A 15,176-nucleotide genomic window follows, 5' to 3' on the forward strand; every position below is an offset into this window, starting at 1 on the left:
ACGTCCGGGTCCTTCCGCGGTCGTCGCCCCGCACCCGTGCCGTGGATGGCGTGGGGGGCAGCCGTTGGGGGGGGGGGGGAGCTGGCGCGGGGGGGGGGCACCGAGCCGGGGGCCCTTCCCCGCGCCGCGGCCGCCCTCAGTGCTCCCTGCGGTCCTTCTCGTCCCCGATGAAGTCGGCGACGGCGTCGTCGACGCCGTCGAGGTTCATGTCGGAGGTGCGGGCCCGCCGGGCGTCCCAGCGCAGGGTGAGGGCGCCGAGCACCGCGGCGATCACCGACCCCAGCAGGATGGCGGCCTTGGCGCCCTCCGTGTGCTCCGACGCGTGCCCGAACGACAGCTCGGACACGAGCAGCGCCACCGTGAACCCGATGCCGGCGAGGAAGCCGACGGGCAGCAGGTCGCGCACGCCGATGCCCTGCGCGAGCCGGAGCGGGGTGAGGCGCGTGACCAGCGCCGTCGTGCCCAGCACCCCGATCAGCTTGCCCACCACGAGCCCGACGGTGATCGCCGGGACCACCGGCTGCCCGAGGATCTCGGTGACGCCGCCGCCGTCGACCAGGTCCACGCCGGCCGCGAAGAACGCGAAGACCGGCAGCGCGACGCCCTGCGACCACGGCTTGACCGCCCGCTCGTAGCGGTGCGTGCGCGGGACCGCCTCGCCGTGGGTGGGCCGGGCCGCCACCGTGAAGCCCATGAGCACGCCGGCCACGGTCGCGTGCACCCCGGAGGCGTGCATGAACGCCCAGGCCACCGCGAAGAGCGGCACGAGCATCCACCAGTACGGCCGCCGGGACCGGACGACCAGCCCGAACACCACGATCACGGCGAGCGAGGCGGCGAGGTAGCCGAAGTTCAGGGACTCCGTGTAGAAGACGGCGATGACGATGATCGCGAGCAGGTCGTCGACCACCGCGAGGGTGAGCAGGAACGTGCGCACCGCGGCGGGCAGGCCCTTGCCGAACACGGCCAGCACGCCGAGCGCGAAGGCGATGTCGGTGGCCGTGGGGATGGCCCACCCCTGGAGAGCTCCGGGCTCGCCCAGCGCGACGACGATCACCGAGTAGAGGACGGCGGGCACCGCCATGCCCCCGACGGCGGCGAGCATCGGCACACCCGCCTCCTTCGGGCTGCGGAGGCTGCCGGCGACGAACTCGTGCTTGAGCTCCACGCCGACGACGAAGAAGAAGATCGCGAGCAGGCCGTCCGCCGCCCACTCCGCGACCGTGAGGTCGAGGTGCACGGACAGCGGCCCCAGCCGGTCGAAGCCGAGCACCGCCTCGGACAGGGCGAAGTACCACTCGCGCCACGGGGCGTTCGCGCAGATCAGGGCGAGGAGGGCGGCGCCGATGAGGAGCGCCCCGCCCGTGGTCTCGCGGGAGGCGAAGCGGCGGAGCCGGGTGCCGAGGGGCTGGGTGGCGGTCTCGGAGGTCAGGGTTCTTTCTCCTGTCCGGTCGTGGGGTCGCTGGTCTCCCGGCGTTGCAGCCGGTGCCACCGACCAGACTTCCCGGCTCACCCGCGGGCCAGCCTAACGTCCGTGGCGGGTGCCCGGCCCCGGCGTCCGTCAGGTCGCCTCGCGGGCCATCCCGACCAGCTTGGTCAGGGTGTTCCAGTTCCGGGCGGTGGTCCAGGTACCGGCGGCCTTGTCGATCGCCGCCGGGGTGAGCTTCGACCGGCCGATGCCCGCCACGTAGTCCACGTAGAGCACGCCGTCGACGACGGCGAACCGCTCGGGCCGGCCCTCGGCGAGCCGGGCGAGGGCGTCGGCGTCCACGGGTGCGGGGGAGACGTGCACCTGCACCTGGGCCGGGTGGTCCGCGACGGCGTCCGGGAACGGGTCGGCGGCGAGGAACGCCGCCACGCGCTCCGCCGTCAGGGCGACGGCGCGCAGGTCGCCACCGAGCTGCGCGGCGAGCGCGGCGGTGACGCGCTCGGCGACGTCGGCGTCGTCCGCCGGCCCCACCGCGACCAGGTTCCCGCTGTTGGCGTAGGTGCGGGCGTCGGTGAGGCCCGACGTGGCGGCGGCGTCGCGCAGGTCGGCGGAGCTCACGCGGCGCGAGCCGCCGACGTTCACGCCGCGCAGCAGCACGACCCAGGCGGTCGGGTCGTCGGTGGGCTTGGAGGGGTTCGGGGTCACGGCTCCATGGTGCTCGCCCTGCCCGCGTGCGTCGCGGCGGGGTCCGGGGCGTGAACGCCGGGTGACAACTTCCCGACCCGCCGACGTGGGGGTGGTGGCGCGAATCACAGCGTCGTAGTTTGGCGGCAGGGACGGTGTCCAGCCGTCCTCGGGGAGGCCAGCCGATGGGGTTCACGCTCCGTGCGGGAGGGCCGGCTCCGGTCCGGCGCCGCGCGGCGCCCCCGGGGCGGCCGCCCGTCCACCTGGAGGGAGCTCGCCGTGGCCCGAACTGCACCCGTCCCTGAGCGCGACACCGTCGACGCCGTCGACCCGGACGGCACCGCCCCGCGCACGTTCGTCGTCGACACGTCCGTGCTGTTGTCCGACCCTCGGGCGATCCACCGCTTCGCCGAGCACGACGTCGTCCTGCCGGTCGTCGTCATCACGGAGCTGGAGGCCAAGCGGCACCACGCCGAGCTCGGCTACTTCGCCCGCAGCGCGCTGCGGATGCTCGACGACCTGCGCCTCAAGCACGGCCGCCTCGACGCCGCCATCCCCGTCGGCGACGCCGGCGGCACGCTCCGCGTGGAGCTCAACCACACCGACCCGCAGGTGCTGCCCGCCGGGTTCCGGCTGGGCGACAACGACACCCGGATCCTGTCCGTGGCGGCCAACCTCGCGGCCGAGGGGCGCGACGTCACCGTCGTCTCCAAGGACCTGCCGATGCGGGTCAAGGCGTCGGCGGTCGGCCTGCGCGCGGAGGAGTACCGCCACGAGCTCGCCGTCGACTCCGGCTGGACCGGGATGCGCGAGATCGACGTCGCCGACGAGCAGGTGGGCACCCTGTACGAGGGGGGCGAGGTGGAGCTGGCCGCCCTCGACCCGGAGGTGGTCGAGGCCGCGTCGCCGCTGCTGTGCCACACCGGGCTGGTGATCCACTCGCCGGGCGGCTCCGCCCTCGGGCGCGTGACGCCCGACAAGACGGTGCGGCTCGTCCGCGGCGACCAGGACGTCTTCGGCGTGCACGGTCGTTCCGCCGAGCAGCGCATCGCCATCGACCTGCTGCTCGACCCCGAGGTGGGGATCCTGTCGCTGGGCGGGCGCGCCGGCACCGGCAAGTCGGCGCTGGCGCTGTGCGCCGGGCTGGAGGCGGTGCTCGAGCGCCGGCAGCACCGCAAGGTCATCGTGTTCCGCCCGCTGTACGCCGTGGGCGGTCAGGAGCTCGGCTACCTGCCCGGGTCCGAGTCCGAGAAGATGAACCCCTGGGCCCAGGCCGTGTACGACACGCTCGGCGCGCTCGTCTCGCCCGACGTCGTCGACGAGGTGATCGACCGCGAGATGCTCGAGGTGCTGCCGCTGACGCACATCCGCGGTCGGTCGCTGCACGACGCGTTCGTCATCGTCGACGAGGCCCAGTCCCTGGAGCGCAACGTGCTCCTCACGGTGCTGTCGCGCATCGGGCAGGACTCGCGCGTGGTCCTCACGCACGACGTCGCGCAGCGCGACAACCTGCGGGTCGGGCGGCACGACGGCGTCGCGGCCGTGATCGAGGCGATGAAGGGCCACCCGCTGTTCGCGCACGTGACGCTGACGCGCTCCGAGCGGTCGCCCGTCGCGGCGCTGGTCACCGAGATGCTGGAGTCGCTGGAGATCTGACGGGGCGCGCCGCGCCGCCGGTCAGGCCTTTGCCGGCATCGCCGGCCGGCGGCGCGGGTGCACCAGGACGACGGCGAGCACGCCGACGACGGCGCCGAGCACGGTGTCGAGGGCGCGCGAGGCCGCGATCCCCGCGGGGTCGACGGACCCGCCGAGCGAGGTCATCAGCAGGGCCATCGGGGTGATGGTGAGCATCGCCAGGCCGTAGTGACGCCCGACGACGACCTCCGTGACGACCTGCAGCACCACGACGACGACGCAGGTCGCGGCGAACGACAGGTGCGCCGCGAGGAGCGGCCAGGCGAGCAGGGCCCCCAGCACGGTGCCGCCCCCGCGCTGCAGCGCGCGGACCACGGCGTGGCGGGTGCTCGCCCCCTGCAGCGTGGCCGTGGCGCCGAGCTGCGCCCACGCGGGATGGCTCAGGCCGGCGGCGAGCGTGCCCGCACCGGCGACGACGCTCGCCAGCACCACGCGGACGCCCGCGAGCCGCCAGCCGGGGACGCGCCATCCCGCGCGGACGTCGTCGCGCAGACGGCGGCGCGCCGGCAGCGCGTCGGCGGGCGCGGCCGAGGTGCTCGGCGCGGCGGCGGACGGCGCGTCCAGCGCCGCGGCGACCGCGGCCAGCTCGGCGGCGAGCACCCGCGCGGTGTCGCGGGTGCGCCGGGAGGAGAGGTCGTCCGCCAGCACGTCGCCGGCACGGGCCACAGCGGCCGACGCGGCCCGCGCGACCTCCGGGGCGTCGGGGCCGGCGTCGAGCGACCTCCGCACCGCGTCCGCCGCCCGACGGACGGCCAGGCGCGCCGGTGCGCTCGGGCGCACGAGCCAGCCGCTCATCCCGACGACCCATGCCACGGCGGCGCCGAGGGCGAACGCGACGCCCCGTTCGCCGACGTCGCTCCAGGCCAGGGGGCCGACCATGCCGCCCGCCGCGGCGAAGACGACGATGCTCGCCCCGGGAGGCCCGGTGCGGACCAGGGTGCACAGGGCCGTCGTCGCGCCGGCGACGAGCGCCACCACCGCGAGGACCACGAGCACGGGGGCGCCCGCGGCGGTGAGGGAGGCCGTAAGCAGGAAGGCCACGACGAACACGGCGGCGACGCCGGCCAGCAGCGACGCGCGGCGCCGGTACGGCTCGTACCGCCCGTACAGGATGACGAGCGCCCCGAGAGACGCGAAGGCCGCCAGGTCGGTGCGCCCCACGGCGGCGCTGAGCGCGAGGACGACGGCGGCCGCGGCGCCCACGCGCAGCGCGGCCGCGAGCGTCGCGTCGGCGGGGTTGACGCGGAGCGCGGAGCGCAGGTGCGCGGGGTCGAGCACGTCGCGGGCGCTCGTCAGGACGGGGGAGGAGGTGGGAGGCATTGCCGACCATGATAGTTCACAGGTAAATCATCATGGAAGGAGTAGCGGTGTGACCTCTATCCTGTCGCCGTGGACTACATCGAGCGCGTGCGCGCGCAGTGGGCCGAGCGGTTGCCCGGTGTCGACACGTCCCCGGCCGACGTCGGCGCGCGGGTGCGCCGGATCGCCGCCCTGCTGGAGGTCGAGGTGTCCGGGGACCTCGCGACTCGCGACGTCACGCGTGCCGAGCTCGACGTCCTCACGGCGCTGCGGCGCTCCGGCCGCCCGCTGCGGGCGGGCGAGATCACCACGATGACGGGGTCGCCGGGCGCGTCGATCACCAAGCGCCTCGACCGGCTGGAGCGGGCCGGGCTGGTGGAGCGTGCCGTGCACGAGCGCGACAAGCGGGGCGTGCTGGTGGCGCTGACCGTGGAGGGGGAGGAGCTCGTCGACGAGCTGTTCCCGCGGCAGATCGAGCACGAGCGCGCGGCCCTGGTGGACCTGTCCGAGGCGGAGCGTGCCGAGCTCGGCCGCCTGCTCGCCGTCGTGCTGCGCCGGCTGGACCCGCGCGACTACTGAGCCACCACCCGGTCGTCCGGCGTGACGACGTGCTGTGCGGGGAGGCGCCGCACGTCTCAGGTGGAACCCCCCAGCCCCGCGCCCCGAGGGGCGCCTCCCCGCGTACGCCGACAGTAGCAGGTGAGGTTAGCCTTACCAACCCTGAGTCCAGGTTGCGGGAGGACGACGACGGCGGCAGCCCCGCTCTCCGGGACTGCCGCCGTCGTCGTGCTCGGGTCAGGCCTGCGGGGGCCGCGTCATCGACAGGACGTCGAGGGCCGAGTCGAGCTGGGCCTCCGTGACCTCGCCGCGCTCCACGAAGCCGAGGTCGATCACGGCCTCGCGCACCGTGAGGCCCTGCTTGACCGAGTGCTTCGCGACCTTGGCCGCGGCCTCGTAACCGATCACGCGGTTGAGCGGCGTGACGATCGACGGCGAGGACTCGGCGAACGCGCGGGCCCGGTCCACGTTGGCGGTGATGCCGGAGACCGTCTTGTCGGCGAGCGCGCGCGACGCGTTGGCGAGCAGGCGGATCGACTCCAGCACGCCCTGCGCGATCACCGGGATCTGCACGTTGAGCTCGAACGAGCCGCTCGCGCCCGCCCAGGCGACGGTGGCGTCGTTGCCGATCACGCGGGCCGCCACCATGAGCACGGCCTCCGGGATCACCGGGTTGACCTTGCCCGGCATGATCGACGAGCCCGGCTGGAGGTCGGGGATCGCGATCTCGCCCAGGCCGGTGTTCGGGCCCGAGCCCATCCAGCGCAGGTCGTTGCAGATCTTGGTGACCGACACGGCGATGGTGCGCAGCGCGCCCGAGAGCTCGACGAGACCGTCGCGCGCCGACTGCGCCTCGAAGTGGTCGCGCGCCTCCGTCAGCGGCAGGCCCGTGTCCTCGCGGAGCAGCTCGATGACGCGCTGCGGGAAGCCGGCAGGCGTGTTGATGCCGGTGCCGACCGCGGTGCCGCCCAGCGGGACCTCGGCCGCGCGGGGCAGCGCCGCCTCGACGCGCTCGACGCCGTAGCGGATCGCGGCGGCGTACCCGCCGAACTCCTGGCCGAGCGTGACCGGGGTGGCGTCCATGAGGTGCGTGCGGCCGGACTTCACGACGGTCGCGAACTCGTCGGACTTGGCGGCCAGCGCGTCGGCCAGGTGCTTCAGCGCCGGGACCAGGTCGTGGATCGCGCCGGCGGTGGCGGCGACGTGCACCGACGTCGGGAAGACGTCGTTGGAGGACTGCGAGGCGTTGACGTGGTCGTTCGGGTGCACGTCCTTGCCGAGCGCGCGCGTGGCCAGCGTGGCCAGCACCTCGTTGGTGTTCATGTTCGACGACGTGCCCGAGCCGGTCTGGAAGACGTCGACGGGGAAGTGCGCGTCGTGCGCGCCCGAGGCGACCTCGTCGGCCGCGGCGACGATGGCGTCCGCGACGTCCTGGTCGAGCACGCCCAGCTCGGCGTTCGCCCGCGCGGCGGCCTTCTTGACGCGCGCCAGGGCCTCGATGTGCCCGCGCTCGAGGGGGGTGCCGGAGATCGGGAAGTTCTCCACGGCCCGCTGCGTCTGCGCGCGGTAGAGCGCGTGCGCGGGGACGCGCACCTCGCCCATCGTGTCGTGCTCGATGCGGTACTCGGTCTCGCCCGCGCCGGACGCGCCGGGGACGACGGTGTCGGAAGTCATGCCTCTATCGTGCCGCACCCGCGCGGGCGTTCCGTCGTGAGCCGGATCACTCAGACGCGGTGCGGTCGTCGGGGCGGTCGTCGGTGCGGTCGTCGGTGCGGCGCGGGAGGATCGCGGGGTGACGTTCACCCACGTGGTGCTCTACCGCGCGATGAACCTCGGACACCGCGGCAGCCCGGTGCGCACCGAGCTGGAGGCCGCGCTGCTGGACGCGGGCGCGCGGTCGGTGCGGTCGTTCCAGACCAACGGCACCGTGCTGCTCGACCCGGGGGAGCCCGACGGGGGCGGCGACCCCTCCGCGGCCGAGCGGGTGGTGCGGGCCGCCGCCCCGCGGCTTGCCGAGCGGTCCGGCTATGCGCACCCCGCGCTGGTGCGCCCGCTCGACGACGTGGCGGCGGCGATCGACGGCGACCCGTTCGCGCTCACCCGCGACGAGCGGACGTATCGGGACACCCTGACCTTCGTGGACGGCGGGGAGCCGCTGACCGTCGACCTGCCCTGGACGGACCCGCGCGACCTGCTCGACCTCGTCGCCGCCCGACCGGGCGTGGTGCTCGCCGTCGTGCGGGGCGGCCCGGGGACGGGCGGCGACCCGAACTCCGTCGTCGAGCGGCTCACCGGCGGGGTCGCCACGACACGCACCCTCGGCACCGTGCGGCGGCTGCTGGCGGCCGCCGCACGGGCCTGAGCGGGCGGGGCCACCCGCTCGTCACGGTCAGGCGGAGGTCAGGCGGCGGCCGGCTGCTCGCCGACCTCGCCGTCGACCGCCACGAGGCGCGCGCTGCCGTCGTCCAGGTCGTAGACGACGCCGACCACGGCCAGGCGACCCTCGTCGACGGCCGTGCCGATCGCGGCCGAGTAGCCGCGCAGCAGCGCGACGGTGTGCTTGACGTGCTCCGTGCGCAGCACGTCCGGGTCGATCGGCCCGGTGACGCCCTGTCGGCTGGTGAGCTCCGCCACCGACGGGATGACCTTGTCGACCACGGCGCGCACGAACCCCGGGGGCTGCTCGCCGGTCGCGAGGGTGTGCGCCGTCGCCGCGACGGCGCCGCACGAGTCGTGCCCCAGCACCACCACGAGCGGCGTGTGCAGCACCTCCGTGCCGTACTCGATGGAGCCGAGCACGGTCGTGTCCACCACGTGGCCGGCGGTGCGCACCACGAAGACGTCGCCCAGGCCCTGGTCGAAGATGATCTCGGCCGCCACCCGGGAGTCGGAGCACCCGAAGATCACCGTGTGCGGGTGCTGCACCGTGCGCAGCTCGTGGCGGCGGACGGCGTCCTGGTCGGGGTGCTCCGGCTCGTCGCGGACGAAGCGGCCGTTGCCGGCCCGCAGGCGGGTCCAGGCCTCGGTGGGGGTCAGGGTCATGAGTGCTCCTCTGCTCCGTGCTCGTCTGTTCCGCGCTCGTCAGTTCCGTGCTCGCCGACCCGCACGCGATCCGGCCCGATGAGATCGTGCGGCCACGGCGGGTTCGCGCCGGCCCGGGAGACGGTCACGGCGGCCACGGCCACGGCGCGCACGAGCATCCGTGCCGTCGCCGCGCGGTCGATGGCGCGCAGCGCGTCCCTCCGGGCCGCGCCCAGCAGGTCCGCGCCCCACAGCCAGTCCAGGAGGGCGCCCATGAACGAGTCGCCCGCACCGACGGTGTCGACCACGTCGACCCGCGGGGCCGCGACGGCGACCTCGCCGGCCGCCGTCACCGCCGTCGCACCCTCGCCGCCGAACGTCACCACGACGACCGCCGGCCCGGTGGCCTGCCAGGCGCGCGCGACGTCCAGCGGCTCGCGGCCCGGGTACAGCCACGCCAGGTCCTCGTCGCTGACCTTCACCACGTCCGAGAGCGCGACGATCTCCTCGACCCGCGGCCGCACGACGTCGGCGTCGCCCATGATCGCGGGCCTCGCGTTGGGGTCATAGGTCACTGTCGACGTCGCCCGGGCGACCTCCACCAGCTCCCGCACGTCGGCGTCCCCCGGCGGGAGCATCGCGGCGATGGAGCCGGTGTGCACGGCCAGCGTTTCGTCGCCGGCACCCGCGCCGGCGGGGACCTGCCAGTCGAGGTCGAACTCGTAGGTCGCGGCGCCCGCCTCGTCCAGCGTCGCCTGCGCGACGCTCGTGCGCGACGCGCCGTCGCTGCCGGGGGCCAGGACGACGCGGGACCCTGCGAGCCACGACCGGACGTCTTCGCCGCGCGTGTCCCGACCGAGCCAGGTCGCCAGCCGCACGTCACGGCCGAGGCGGCCGAGGGTGAGAGCGACGTTCGCGAGGCTGCCGCCCGGGTGCTCCTCGCTGGTCCCGTCGGGCCGGTGCACGACGTCGACCAGCGCCTCGCCCACCGCGAGGACGTGCGCGCTCACGCGTCCTCCTCCTCGTCCTCGGTGGTGGCGTCGGCAGCGGACGAGGCCGTCTGCGCCGCCGCGAGCCGCTCGCGCGCGCCGTCGAGCCACTGCTGGCAGCGCGCCGCCAGCGCCTCGCCACGCTCCCAGAGTGCGAGCGACTCCTCGAGGGGCTCGCTGCCGGCCTCCAGCCGGGCGACCACCTGGACGAGCTCGTCGCGGGCGGCTTCGTACGTCAGGGCGGAGACGTCGGCGGGCAGGTCGGGGGCACCGGGGTTCGCATCGGTCACGGGGGACAGTCAACATCACCTCGCCGACAGGCCGCCGACGTCGTCCGCGCTGCGGGCGGAAATGCCTTGCGGGCGGCCCGGCGGTCGGGCAGCGTGCGCGGCATGGGTCATCTGGAGGTGGCGCACGTCGAGCACGTGCTGCCGGACGGGCGCACGCTGCTCGACGACGTCTCGTTCCGCGTCCCCGAGGGCAGCGCCACGGCTCTCGTCGGCCCCAACGGCTCCGGGAAGACCACCCTGCTGCGCCTGCTGTCGGGCGACCTGGTACCGCAGGCGGGCTCCGTCACCGTGACGGGCGGGCTCGGCGTCATGCGGCAGTTCGTCGGCTCCGTGCGGGACGAGACGACCGTGCGCGACCTGCTCGTCGACGTCGCGCCGCCGCGGGTGCGCGACGCCGCGCGCGCCGTCGACGCTGCGGAGCTGGCGATCATGGAGGTCGACGACGAGCCCGCGCAGCTCGCCTACGCGCAGGCGCTCGCCGACTGGGCCGAGGCGCAGGGCTACGAGGCCGAGACGCTGTGGGACGTGTGCACCGTCGCCGCGCTCGGCGTCCCGTACGAGCAGGCGCGGTGGCGCGAGGTGCGCACCCTGTCCGGCGGCGAGCAGAAGCGGCTCGTCCTGGAGGCGCTGCTGCGCGGGCCGGACGAGGTGCTGCTGCTCGACGAGCCCGACAACTACCTCGACGTGCCCGGCAAGCGGTGGCTCGAGGACCAGCTGCGGGCCACCCGCAAGACCGTCCTGTTCGTCTCGCACGACCGCGAGCTGCTGGCGCGCGTCGCCGACCGCATCGTCTCCCTCGAGCCCGCGCCGTCCGGCGCCGACGCCTGGGTGCACGGCGGCGGCTTCGCCACGTTCCACGAGGCGCGGCGCGAGCGGTTCGCGCGGTTCGAGGAGCTGCGCCGGCGCTGGGACGAGAAGCACGCCCAGCTGGTGCGGCTGGTGCGCGAGCTGCGGCAGGCGGCCGCGAACAGCGACGCGATGGCGTCGCGCTACCGCGCCGCGCAGACCCGCCTGAGCAAGTTCGAGGAGGCCGGCCCGCCTCCCGAGCCCCCGCGCGAGCAGGACATCCGGATGCGCCTGCGCGGCGGCCGGACGGGGGTGCGCGCGCTGACCTGCGAGCGGCTCGGGCTCACGGGGCTCATGCAGCCGTTCGACCTGGAGGTCTTCTACGGCGAGCGGGTCGCGGTCCTCGGGTCGAACGGTTCCGGCAAGTCGCACTTCCTGCGGCTGCTCGGGGGCGACGACGTCGCGCACACGGGCGAGTGGCGCCTCGGCGCGCGCGTCGTGCCCGGCGTCTTCGCGCAGACCCACGCCCACCCGGAGCTGTTCGGGCGCACGCTCACCCAGATCCTGTGGGAGGACCACGCCCGCGACCGCGGGGCGGCGATGTCCGTGCTGCGCCGCTACGAGCTGACCGTCGCCGCGGACCGCGCGTTCGACCGCCTGTCGGGCGGGCAGCAGGCGCGGTTCCAGATCCTGCTGCTCGAGCTCGCCGGCTGCACCGCGCTGCTGCTCGACGAGCCGACGGACAACCTCGACCTGGCCAGCGCCGAGGCGCTGCAGGACGGCCTGGAGGCGTTCGACGGCACCGTCCTCGCCGTCACGCACGACCGCTGGTTCGCGCGCTCGTTCGACCGGTTCCTGGTGTTCGGCGCGGACGGCACCGTGCGCGAGACGCCCGAGCCCGTCTGGGACGAGGGGCGGGTCGCCCGCGCACGGTGACGCGCGTCGGAGGTTCGGGCGCCGGTCACGACCGGCCGCTGAAGAAGGCGCGCAGGTCCGCGGCGAGCAGCTCGGGCTCCTCCATCGCGGGGAAGTGCCCGCCCTCGGCGTGCTCCACCCACTGGTCGATCGCGCTCCAGCCGTTGAACACCTTCGCCATGAGCGGGTGCGTGTCGAACACGGACCACGCGGAGGGGACGTCGGAGGCGGAGAGCCAGTCGAGCCCGGAGTGCGACGCCTCGTAATAGAACTGGGCGCTCGACGCCCCGCTGCGGGTGAACCAGTAGAGCGACACGTTGGCCAGGAGCTGGTCGCGGTCGACGGACTCCGCAGGCGTGGGGTGCGCGGGGTTGGTCCAGGTCTGGAACTTCTCCGCGACCCAGGCGAGCTGACCGACCGGCGAGTCCGTAAGGGCCGCGCCGATCGTGTCGGGGCGGTGGTTCTGCATCTCGAAGTAGCCGTGCTCGGCGGCGTCGCGCGCGCGGACCGCGTCGATCTGCGCCACCTCGTCGTCGGTCAGCCCGTCGGGAGCGGGATACGCGGTGCCCACCATGCCGAGCGACCGGCCGTCGCTCCCGACGTGGGTGCCGATCACGCGCTGGGGGTACAGGCCCGCCAGGCGGCCGGTGGTGCCGGCCCCGATGTCGGTGCCGTGCACGGCGAACCGGTCGTACCCGAGGCGGGTCATGATCTCGGCGTAGGCCTCGGTGGTGCGCGCCACCTCCCAGCCGGTGCCGGACAGCGGCGTCGAGAAGCCGAACCCGGGCAGGGACGGGACGACGACGTGGAACGTGTCCGTGAGCAGCGGGATCAGGCGCTGGTACTCGACGAACGACCCCGGCCACCCGTGGCACAGGAGCAGCGGGATCGCGTCCGGGTCCGCGGAGCGGGCGTGCACGACGTGGAAGGTCTGGCCGTCGACGACGGTCGTGACCTGCTCGTGCGCGTTCAGGGCGGCCTCCTGCGCGCGCCAGTCGAAGTCGTCGCGCCAGTAGGCGGCCAGCTCGCGCAGGTACGGCAGGGGGATGCCGCGGCCGAAGTCCGTGCGGTCGTCGCGGCCGGGCACGGGCAGGGGCCAGCGGGTGCGGGCCAGCCGGTCGCGCAGGTCGTCGAGGTCCGCCTGCGGGACCTCGACGCGGAAGGGGACGAGGGCGGTGTCTGCGGTGTTCTCGGTCATGGCTCCACGCTCGCAGCAATCGCGGAAGACTTGCTTCCGCGATGGGTGAGATGCTCCGAACATGCTCGAGACCTCGGCCCGGCTCCTCCAGCTCCTGTCCCTGCTGCAGCTGCGGCGCGACTGGACCAGCGGAGACCTCGCCGAGCGGCTCGGGGTGAGCACCCGCACCGTGCGCACCGACGTCGGCAAGCTGCGCTCGCTCGGCTACCCCGTCGAGGCCCGGCCCGGGGTCGCCGGCGGGTACCGGCTCGCCGCCGGGTCGGCGATGCCGCCGCTGGTGCTGGACGACGACGAGGCGGTGGCGGTCGCGATCGGGCTCACCGCGGCCGCGCACGGGCCGCTCGGCGAGGGGGAGACCGCCCTCACCGCGCTCGCGAAGGTCGAGCAGGTGATGCCCGCGCACCTGCGGCGGCGCGTCGAGGCCGTCCGGGAGGCGACGAGCGTCGTGCCGGACGGGGACCCGGCGCCCGACCTGGAGGTGCTCGGTGGTGTCGCCGCCGCGATCCGGGCCGGCGAACGGCTCCGGTTCCGCTACACCACCCACGACGGTTCCGAGTCGTCCCGGCACACGGAACCGCACCGCCTGGTGCGCTGGGGGTCGCGCTGGTACCTGCTGGCCTGGGACCTCGACCGCCTGGACTGGCGCGTCTTCCGTGCCGACCGGATCGCGCTGCGCCCGCCCACCGGGTCGCGGTTCCGGCCGCGCGTCATCCCCGAGGACGTGGTGCTGCGGCACGTCGTGGCGCGGGTGGGCCGGGCGACGTGGCGCTACCGGGCCAGGATCCTCGTGCACGCATCGGCCGCGGAGGTCGTCGCGAAGGTCGGCTCCCCGCTCGAGGTGGAGGAGACCGGGCCGTCCAGCTGCCGGGTCGAGGTCGGCAGCGACGACCCCGACCGGCTCGCCCTGTGGATCACACAGCTCGGGATGGACGTCGAGGTGCTCGAGGGGGACGAGCTGGCCGCGGCGTTCGGCCGGCTCGCGGACCGGTTCAGGCGGGCTGCGCGGGTGCGGCCGTCGCGGTGACGGCGGCCTCCAGCGATCCCTCGGCGACGCGCACGTGCACCGCGTCGCCGGTCGCGACGTCGCGGGCCGCGCGCACCACGTGCCCGTCCCCGCGCTGCACGACGGCGTACCCGCGCTCGAGCGTGGCCTGCGGCGAGAGCGCGCGGACCTGGGCCTCGAGCCGCCCGACCTCGCCCGCGGCGCGCAGCAGCGCGGCGTCCAGCCGGTGGCGGGCGTGCCGCACGAGCTGGGCGATCTCGCGCTCGCGGACGTCGACCGTCGTCTGGGGCCGGGCCAGCACCGGCCGCGTCCGCAGCGCGTCGAGGCCGTGCTGCTCCCGCTCCACCCGGGCCGAGACCGCGGCGCGCATCCGCCGGCGCGCCTGGTCGAGGCGCAGCCGCTCCTCCGCGACGTCGGGCACGACCTGCTTCGCGGCGTCCGTCGGGGTCGACGCGCGGTGATCGGCGACGAGGTCCAGCAGCGGGGTGTCGGTCTCGTGCCCGATGGCGCTGACCAGCGGCGTCGTGCAGGCTGCGGCCGCCCGCACCAGGGCCTCGTTGCTGAACGGCAGCAGGTCCTCCACCGAGCCGCCGCCGCGCGCCACGACGATCACCTCGACCTCCGGCCGGGCGTCGAGATCGGCGATCGCGCCGCTCACCTCGCGCACGGCGTCGACGCCCTGCACCGCGACCTCGCGGATCTCGAACCGCACCTGCGGCCAGCGGGCGCGCGCGTTCACGACGACGTCGTGCTCGGCCTTCGACTCGCGCCCGCAGACGAGGCCCACGACGGCGGGCAGGAACGGCAGAGGGCGCTTGCGGTCGAGGTCGAACAGGCCCTCGGCCGCGAGCACGCGGCGGAGCTGGTCGATGCGTGCGAGCAGCTCGCCGACGCCCACCTGGCGCACCGCCGTCGCGCGCATCGACAGGCGGCCGGTCTTGACCCAGAACTCGGGCTTGGCCTGCACCACGACGTGGTCGCCCACCTCGGGCTTGTGGTGGAGACCCTCGTAGATCCGCGACAGCAGGTGCACGGGCAGCGAGGCCTCGGCGTCGGTGTCGCGCAGCGTGACGAACTGCATCCCCGCCCGGGGGCGGTAGGTGTGCTCCACGACCTGGCCCTCGACCCAGACCGACGACATCCTCGCGACGTAGTCCCGGATCTTCGCGGACAGCAGCCGCACCGGCCACGGGCGCTCCGCGGTCGTGTCGCGGGCGAGCTCGGGCAGGGGCTGCGGCTGGGCTGTTGTCCGGGATTCCGGCTGGGACGTGTCCGACACGCCGTCCAGCATGCCCCACGCCCCCGACGA

Annotated in this window: 14 protein-coding genes; 5 read left to right on the forward strand and 9 right to left on the reverse strand. The window is 75.0% G+C overall.

The window, feature by feature from the left end; all coding sequences use genetic code 11:
• Positions 1-136: 136 nt before the first annotated feature.
• Both nhaA and ACFVS0_RS05840 read right to left on the reverse strand, forming a co-directional pair.
• Positions 137-1,492 (reverse strand): Na+/H+ antiporter NhaA, encoded by a 1,356-nt coding sequence (nhaA, locus tag ACFVS0_RS05835; protein WP_430585012.1) that lies wholly within the window; start codon positions 1,490-1,492, stop codon positions 137-139.
• 69 nt (positions 1,493-1,561) lie between these two features.
• On the reverse strand, positions 1,562-2,134 hold the full coding sequence (locus tag ACFVS0_RS05840; RefSeq protein WP_430587428.1) for a DUF1697 domain-containing protein: 573 nt from the start codon (positions 2,132-2,134) through the stop codon (positions 1,562-1,564).
• Between the two features lie 258 nt (positions 2,135-2,392).
• Between ACFVS0_RS05840 and ACFVS0_RS05845 the strand changes: the two genes are divergently transcribed.
• The gene (locus ACFVS0_RS05845; protein WP_430549618.1) at positions 2,393-3,769 is read left to right on the forward strand and encodes a PhoH family protein; all 1,377 of its coding nucleotides are present in this window, start codon (positions 2,393-2,395) and stop codon (positions 3,767-3,769) included.
• Positions 3,770-3,790: 21 nt separating this feature from the next.
• On the opposite strand, the gene ACFVS0_RS05850 is transcribed toward ACFVS0_RS05845, so the two are convergent.
• A complete protein-coding gene (locus ACFVS0_RS05850; protein WP_430587429.1) occupies positions 3,791-5,128 on the reverse strand; it encodes an FUSC family protein in 1,338 nt (445 codons plus the stop codon).
• Between the two features lie 69 nt (positions 5,129-5,197).
• Here ACFVS0_RS05850 and ACFVS0_RS05855 point away from each other — a divergent pair, with 69 nt between their 5' ends.
• Positions 5,198-5,686 carry a MarR family winged helix-turn-helix transcriptional regulator gene (locus ACFVS0_RS05855; RefSeq protein WP_430587430.1) on the forward strand — a complete coding sequence of 163 codons (489 nt, stop codon included), beginning with the start codon at positions 5,198-5,200 and terminating at the stop codon, positions 5,684-5,686.
• Positions 5,687-5,902: 216 nt separating this feature from the next.
• Here ACFVS0_RS05855 and ACFVS0_RS05860 read toward each other — a convergent pair whose 3' ends face one another.
• A complete protein-coding gene (locus ACFVS0_RS05860) occupies positions 5,903-7,339 on the reverse strand; it encodes a class II fumarate hydratase (RefSeq protein WP_430587431.1) in 1,437 nt (478 codons plus the stop codon).
• A 118-nt stretch (positions 7,340-7,457) separates the two neighbouring features.
• Here ACFVS0_RS05860 and ACFVS0_RS05865 point away from each other — a divergent pair, with 118 nt between their 5' ends.
• A complete protein-coding gene (locus ACFVS0_RS05865) occupies positions 7,458-8,027 on the forward strand; it encodes a DUF1697 domain-containing protein (protein WP_430587432.1) in 570 nt (189 codons plus the stop codon).
• Positions 8,028-8,065: 38 nt separating this feature from the next.
• Here ACFVS0_RS05865 and ACFVS0_RS05870 read toward each other — a convergent pair whose 3' ends face one another.
• Genes ACFVS0_RS05870 through ACFVS0_RS05880 form a run of 3 tightly spaced genes read right to left on the reverse strand, consistent with a single transcriptional unit; the run spans position 8,066 to position 9,965 of the window.
• Complete coding sequence (locus ACFVS0_RS05870) at positions 8,066-8,707, reverse strand: carbonic anhydrase (protein ID WP_430549623.1); 642 nt, start codon at positions 8,705-8,707, stop codon at positions 8,066-8,068.
• A complete protein-coding gene (locus tag ACFVS0_RS05875) occupies positions 8,704-9,696 on the reverse strand; it encodes a carbohydrate kinase (RefSeq protein ID WP_430587433.1) in 993 nt (330 codons plus the stop codon). Before ACFVS0_RS05875 ends, ACFVS0_RS05870 begins: the two co-directional genes overlap by 4 nt.
• On the reverse strand, positions 9,693-9,965 hold the full coding sequence (locus ACFVS0_RS05880; RefSeq protein WP_430587434.1) for an exodeoxyribonuclease VII small subunit: 273 nt from the start codon (positions 9,963-9,965) through the stop codon (positions 9,693-9,695). Before ACFVS0_RS05880 ends, ACFVS0_RS05875 begins: the two co-directional genes overlap by 4 nt.
• A gap of 102 nt (positions 9,966-10,067) precedes the next feature.
• On the opposite strand from ACFVS0_RS05880, the gene ACFVS0_RS05885 reads away from it, so the two are divergent.
• Entirely contained in the window at positions 10,068-11,687 is a 1,620-nt protein-coding gene (locus ACFVS0_RS05885) for an ABC-F family ATP-binding cassette domain-containing protein (protein ID WP_430563858.1), read from the forward strand.
• Positions 11,688-11,712: 25 nt separating this feature from the next.
• Here ACFVS0_RS05885 and ACFVS0_RS05890 read toward each other — a convergent pair whose 3' ends face one another.
• Positions 11,713-12,864 carry an epoxide hydrolase family protein gene (locus ACFVS0_RS05890; RefSeq protein WP_430587435.1) on the reverse strand — a complete coding sequence of 384 codons (1,152 nt, stop codon included), beginning with the start codon at positions 12,862-12,864 and terminating at the stop codon, positions 11,713-11,715.
• A gap of 61 nt (positions 12,865-12,925) precedes the next feature.
• Between ACFVS0_RS05890 and ACFVS0_RS05895 the strand changes: the two genes are divergently transcribed.
• Positions 12,926-13,888, forward strand: a complete 963-nt coding sequence (locus tag ACFVS0_RS05895; protein ID WP_430549628.1) for a helix-turn-helix transcriptional regulator — start codon at positions 12,926-12,928, stop codon at positions 13,886-13,888.
• On the opposite strand, the gene xseA is transcribed toward ACFVS0_RS05895, so the two are convergent.
• Positions 13,854-15,158: an exodeoxyribonuclease VII large subunit gene (gene xseA, locus ACFVS0_RS05900; protein ID WP_430549629.1), complete on the reverse strand. Its 1,305-nt coding sequence runs from the start codon at positions 15,156-15,158 to the stop codon at positions 13,854-13,856. The two genes, ACFVS0_RS05895 and xseA, sit on opposite strands and share 35 nt — an antisense overlap.
• Between the last annotated feature and the right edge of the window lie 18 nt (positions 15,159-15,176).

This window comes from Isoptericola sp. NPDC058082 (genome assembly GCF_042885055.1).
Classification (GTDB): Bacteria; Actinomycetota; Actinomycetes; order Actinomycetales; family Cellulomonadaceae; genus Isoptericola.

Bases quoted from the DNA above. Each gene is read 5' to 3' on its own strand.
- ACFVS0_RS05895 (WP_430549628.1), top strand. From the start codon at position 12,926: ATGCTCGAGACCTCGGCCCGGCTCCTCCAGCTCCTGTCCCTGCTGCAG.
- ACFVS0_RS05885 (WP_430563858.1), top strand. From the start codon at position 10,068: ATGGGTCATCTGGAGGTGGCGCACGTCGAGCACGTGCTGCCGGACGGG.
- ACFVS0_RS05860 (WP_430587431.1), bottom strand. From the start codon at position 7,339: ATGACTTCCGACACCGTCGTCCCCGGCGCGTCCGGCGCGGGCGAGACC.
- ACFVS0_RS05850 (WP_430587429.1), bottom strand. From the start codon at position 5,128: ATGCCTCCCACCTCCTCCCCCGTCCTGACGAGCGCCCGCGACGTGCTC.
- ACFVS0_RS05870 (WP_430549623.1), bottom strand. From the start codon at position 8,707: ATGACCCTGACCCCCACCGAGGCCTGGACCCGCCTGCGGGCCGGCAAC.
- ACFVS0_RS05890 (WP_430587435.1), bottom strand. From the start codon at position 12,864: ATGACCGAGAACACCGCAGACACCGCCCTCGTCCCCTTCCGCGTCGAG.
- xseA (WP_430549629.1), bottom strand. From the start codon at position 15,158: ATGCTGGACGGCGTGTCGGACACGTCCCAGCCGGAATCCCGGACAACA.